This is a genomic window from Curvivirga aplysinae (assembly GCF_009711445.1).
GTDB lineage: Bacteria > Pseudomonadota > Alphaproteobacteria > UBA8366 > Aestuariispiraceae > Curvivirga > Curvivirga aplysinae.
In genome coordinates, this window is record NZ_SMMC01000082.1 from 2,634 (window position 1) to 7,947 (window position 5,314).

Genomic DNA, 5,314 nt, shown 5'->3' on the forward strand with positions numbered 1-5,314 from the left:
AATTTTCAATCATGCAATAAGGTTCTTGCCTGAAAAATCTCTAACATGCCAGCATGCAAATAAAAAGTTTAGCTTATAAAAACTTACCGCGATGCAACATAAATGTTTTGACAGTTTGCGCAGTCTAGGTCATTTTGGAAACATGTAATAAGGGCGTCATGGAGTTTTCTATGTGCGTCCTGATCAGGAGCGTGTCTTTCTGCTTGATAAACTTAATATAATTTATGAACAATCATTCAGAAAACCGGAAAGCAAAATTCGACGTATAAGAAACAGAGGAGCAGGACACATACCTGCTTTATGTTAAACGTCAGGAGGAAGCGAATGTTTACTTCATTCGCATATGATAAAAAATTTAAACATCACGAGGGGTGGTCATGAGCGCTCAAAACAGACCTTTGTCCCCGCATTTGCAGGTATATCGCTGGCAATGGAGCATGGCCTATTCAATTCTAAACCGGGCAACTGGTATGGCGTTGGCAGGTGGAGCTCTTTTCCTTTTTTGCTGGTTAACAGCACTTGCAAGTGGCGCGGAAGAATTCACAGCCGTTCAAAACTTCGCAGGTTCCATCATTGGTCGCATCCTGTTGCTAGGATGGACATGGTCCCTATTCTATCATCTGGTGAATGGTATTCGTCATTTGGTTTGGGATTCAGGCCGTTGGCTTGATTTGAAATCTGCTGAGATCTCCGGCCATATTAGTTTGGCATTATCTATCGTCCTGACCATTGCGGTTTGGGCTTTGGCATATATGGTTTAGGAGGTGATATTATGAGTTTACGTACACCTCTTTCTGAAGTTCGCGGTCATGGTTCTGCGAAGGACGGTACACATCACTGGTGGGTTCAACGTTTATCTGGTGTTGCCCTTATTCCATTGACCATCTGGTTTGTGTTTTCTGTAGCCTGTATGGTTGGAAGTGACGCTTCACTAGCTGCAACAGTTGTTGGTAGTGAATATGTGAAATTCAGCACATGGGCCGCTGAGCCTTTTAATGCCACATGCCTCATCCTTTTGGTTGCGACAAGCTTTCATCATGCACAGCTTGGTGTTCAAGTTGTCATCGAAGATTACATCCATGGCGCTTTACGCACACCCTTGCTAGTCGCGATAAAGCTATTGGCAGTTGCATTTGCCGTTGGTGGCATTTTGGCAGTTTTGAAAATCGCCCTTTAAGGAATAACGGACATGAGTACATCCAATTATAAAATCGTGGATCATACCTATGACGTTGTTGTTGTAGGCGCAGGTGGCGCAGGTTTACGCGCAACCTTTGGTCTTGCGGAAGCAGGTTTGAAAACAGCCTGTATTACAAAAGTATTTCCAACACGCTCCCACACAGTTGCAGCGCAAGGCGGTATTTCGGCTTCCCTAGGTAATATGGGACCAGATGACTGGCGCTGGCATATGTATGACACTGTAAAAGGGTCTGATTGGCTAGGTGATCAGGACGCGATCGAATATATGGTGCGTGAAGCACCTGCTTCTATCATTGAATTAGAACATTATGGCGTACCATTTTCACGTACGGAAGAAGGTAAAATTTACCAACGTCCATTCGGTGGTATGACTACCGAATTTGGTGAAGGCCCACCAGCGCAACGTACATGTGCGGCGGCTGACCGTACAGGTCATGCGATTCTTCATACATTATACCAACAATCCCTGAAACATCAGGCAGAATTTTACATTGAATATTTTGCGCTTGATTTGATCATGGAAGATGGCGAATGCCGTGGTGTCATGGCATGGAATCTCGATGATGGAACAATCCATCGTTTCCGCGCGAAAATGGTAATCCTGGCAACTGGTGGCTATGGTCGTGTATATTTCTCTGCGACATCTGCACATACATGTACAGGTGATGGTGGTGGCATGGTTCTACGTGCTGGTTTGCCATTACAAGATTCTGAATTTGTACAATTCCACCCAACTGGTATTTATGGCGCAGGTTGCCTGATTACTGAGGGGGTCCGTGGTGAAGGTGGTTATCTGACCAATTCCGAAGGGGAACGTTTCATGGAACGTTACGCCCCATCTGCAAAAGACTTGGCATCACGTGATGTTGTAAGTCGTTCCATGACTATGGAAATCAACGCTGGTCGCGGTGTAGGTCCGAAAGGCGATCATATCCATCTTCATATTGAACATCTTGATCCTGATGTAATCAACGAACGCCTGCCGGGTATTGCGGAATCCGCGCGTATCTTTGCCGGTGTTGATGTAAGCAAGGAACCAATCCCAGTTATTCCGACATGTCACTATAATATGGGTGGTATTCCTGCGAATTATCATGGTGAAGTTTTAACTGTGAAAGACGGTAATCCTGATACAATCGTACCGGGTCTGATGACAGCTGGTGAAGCCGCTTGTGTATCCGTACATGGTGCGAACCGTCTTGGATCAAACTCTTTGCTTGATCTCGTGGTATTCGGTCGTGCAGCGGCATTGCATTGCGCCAAAATTGTTGACCCTGATGCGCCACAGAAAGATTTGGCTGAAGATGCCGGTCATGCAACATTGGAACGCCTAGAAAAGCTCAGAACTGCCGATGGGCAATATTCCACAGCTTCTATTCGTGCCGAAATGCAAGATATCATGCAGAAACACTGTGCTGTATTCCGTGAAGGCGGTAGCCTTGAAGAAGGCGTGGCGAAACTCAAAGAAACTTGGAAAAAACTTTCCGATATCAAAGTTTCCGATCGCACAATGGTTTGGAATTCCGATCTTGTGGAAACATGGGAATTAGACAATCTCATGCGTCAGGCGATGACAACCATCGTTGGTGCAGAGACACGTAAAGAATCCCGTGGGGCGCAAGCCCGCGAAGATTTCCCGGATCGTGATGATGTGAACTGGATGAAACATACAGTTGCGTGGATCGGAGATGATGGTGAAGTCGATCTGGATTACCGTCCGGTTCGTATGGAAACCATGACAGATGAAATTGACACTATCCCGCCTAAGGCGCGGGTCTATTAAGCGGAAAGGAAGGAGACTGAAAATGGCTGAATTTTCTTTACCAACAAATTCCAAAATCCGTGAAGGTCAGGTTTGGAAAGCCAATACAGGCGGTAAAAATATCAAGGAGTTTCGCATCTATCGTTGGAACGAAGATAGTGGAGAAACGCCTCAAGTTGATACGTATGAAGTTGATCTGGATGAATGTGGCCCAATGGTCTTGGATGCATTGATCAAGATTAAAAACGAAGTTGATCCAACTTTGACATTCCGTCGTTCTTGCCGTGAAGGTATTTGTGGTTCCTGTGCTATGAATATTGACGGCTTAAATACTTTGGCCTGTACGAAATATATTTCCGAGATCAAAGGGAAGGCAAAGATCTATCCTTTACCGCATATGAACGTGGTTAAGGATTTGGTACCGGATTTGAAACATGCCTATGCGCAATTGGCATCTGTAGAACCTTGGATCAAAACAGATACACCAGCACCACCAGATGGCGAACGTTTGCAGTCTCCTGAAGATCGCAAAAAGCTTGATGGTTTATATGAATGTATTCTGTGCTTTAGCTGCACTACATCCTGCCCAAGTTACTGGTGGAATGGGGACCGTTATTTAGGCCCTGCAGTTCTATTACAAGCTTATCGCTGGATTGCAGATAGTCGTGATGAATATACTGGTGAACGTTTGGACGCATTGGAAGACCCATTCCGTCTATTCCGTTGCCATACGATCATGAACTGCTCTAACACGTGCCCGAAAGGTTTGAATCCTGCCAAGGCAATTGCAGAAATCAAAAAGTTAATGATTGAACGTAAGGTTTAATAAAAGGTCGTTACCATTCAAAAGGCGGGATTGCTTCCCGCCTTTTTTTGTGACTATGCCAACCCTTTTTGACAAAAAACTTCGACATTCATCGAATAATCTATCATTAAAATTAAAAGTGATGTATCAAATCCGCAATCAAAGTTAATTTTTAAGAAGATTAAGGGTATTTCATGTTTGATATGATCATCAAGAACGGCACATGCATGACACCGTCCGGTGCAATCAAGGCCGATATCGGTATAGCTGGCGACACCATCATGAAAATCGGCGAGATCGATGCTAAAGACAGTCAAACGATTATTGATGCCAAAGGTCTTCATGTTTTACCCGGTGTTATGGATACTCAAGTCCATTTTCGTGAACCCGGCAACGAACATAAAGAGGATTTGGAACATGGTACGCGCGGGGCCGTTTTAGGCGGCGTAACATCAATATTTGAGATGCCAAACACTGCCCCACCAACCACAAGTAAAGAAGCCCTAAATGATAAAATTGATCGTATGAAAGATCGGGCTTGGTGTGATTTTGCCTTCTACGTCGGTGGTACACCTGAAGACAATGTAAACTGGCATGAATTAGAAAGTCTACCAGGATGTTGCGGGATAAAAATCTTTATGGGTTCATCCACTGGTAATCTGATTGTTTCACAAGATCACGCAATTGAAGCGATCTTAACACAAAGTAAAAGGCGTGTTGCCGTTCATTGTGAAGATGAAGAGATGTTAAAGGCAAGAAAACATATTGCTGAAGAAGGCGCACATCCGCGTTTTCATCCACAATGGAGAAATGAAGATACAGCATTAAACGCCACGAGACGACTACTTAATATTGCGAGAAAAGTCGGCAAAAATGTGCATACTCTGCATATCACCACATGTCAGGAAGTCGAGCTACTTGCCAAGTATAAGGATGTCGCAACCATGGAAGTCCTTCCACAACACCTAACTTTGGATGATAGTGCTTATGAAAGCCAAGGAAGCTATGTCCAAATGAACCCACCGATCCGATCAATCGAACATCAAAACGCATTATGGATAGCCATCAACAATGGATTAGTTGACATTTTAGGTTCTGATCACGCACCACATACCCATCAAGAAAAAGCGCAAACATATCCCAAAAGCCCCTCAGGTATGCCGGGGGTGCAAACATTAGTGCCTATTATGTTAGATCATGTGAATAACAGCAAACTTACACTTGAACGTTTCGTTGATCTTGTATGTCATGGGCCACAACGTGTGTTCAACATCGCCCGCAAAGGACGAATAGCCGTTGGTTATGATGCGGATTTTACGATTGTGGATATGAATAAAGAAAAAACTATTTCCGATGATCAAATGGCTAATGTTTCTGGCTGGACACCTTTTCATGGTAAGAAAGTTAAAGGCTGGCCAACGCATACAATTATCCGTGGTAAAGTCGTTATGGAAAATGACAAGCTCGTAAGTAAACCAATAGGACAAACTATTAAGTTTCAAGACACGCTCACCCCCCGGTAAGACTAAATTTCCCGACTAGTATTC

5 protein-coding genes are annotated in these 5,314 nt (G+C 44.1%); all 5 read left to right on the forward strand.

Translation table 11 applies throughout. From position 1 onward, the window contains the following. The first annotated feature begins 377 nt into the window (after positions 1 to 377). The 5 genes from sdhC (at position 378) to E1160_RS01605 (ending at position 5,290) form a co-directional block, all read left to right on the forward strand. Positions 378 to 761, forward strand: a complete 384-nt coding sequence (gene sdhC, locus E1160_RS01585; protein ID WP_155153237.1) for a succinate dehydrogenase, cytochrome b556 subunit — start codon at positions 378 to 380, stop codon at positions 759 to 761. Positions 762 to 772: 11 nt separating this feature from the next. Beyond that, entirely contained in the window at positions 773 to 1,177 is a 405-nt protein-coding gene (gene sdhD / locus E1160_RS01590; RefSeq protein WP_155153238.1) for a succinate dehydrogenase, hydrophobic membrane anchor protein, read from the forward strand. A 12-nt stretch (positions 1,178 to 1,189) separates the two neighbouring features. Continuing rightward, the gene (sdhA, locus tag E1160_RS01595; RefSeq protein ID WP_155153239.1) at positions 1,190 to 2,983 is read left to right on the forward strand and encodes a succinate dehydrogenase flavoprotein subunit; all 1,794 of its coding nucleotides are present in this window, start codon (positions 1,190 to 1,192) and stop codon (positions 2,981 to 2,983) included. A gap of 22 nt (positions 2,984 to 3,005) precedes the next feature. Beyond that, positions 3,006 to 3,788: a succinate dehydrogenase iron-sulfur subunit gene (locus tag E1160_RS01600; protein ID WP_155153240.1), complete on the forward strand. Its 783-nt coding sequence runs from the start codon at positions 3,006 to 3,008 to the stop codon at positions 3,786 to 3,788. Between the two features lie 173 nt (positions 3,789 to 3,961). Continuing rightward, positions 3,962 to 5,290 carry a dihydroorotase gene (locus E1160_RS01605; protein ID WP_155153241.1) on the forward strand — a complete coding sequence of 443 codons (1,329 nt, stop codon included), beginning with the start codon at positions 3,962 to 3,964 and terminating at the stop codon, positions 5,288 to 5,290. Positions 5,291 to 5,314 lie beyond the last annotated feature (24 nt).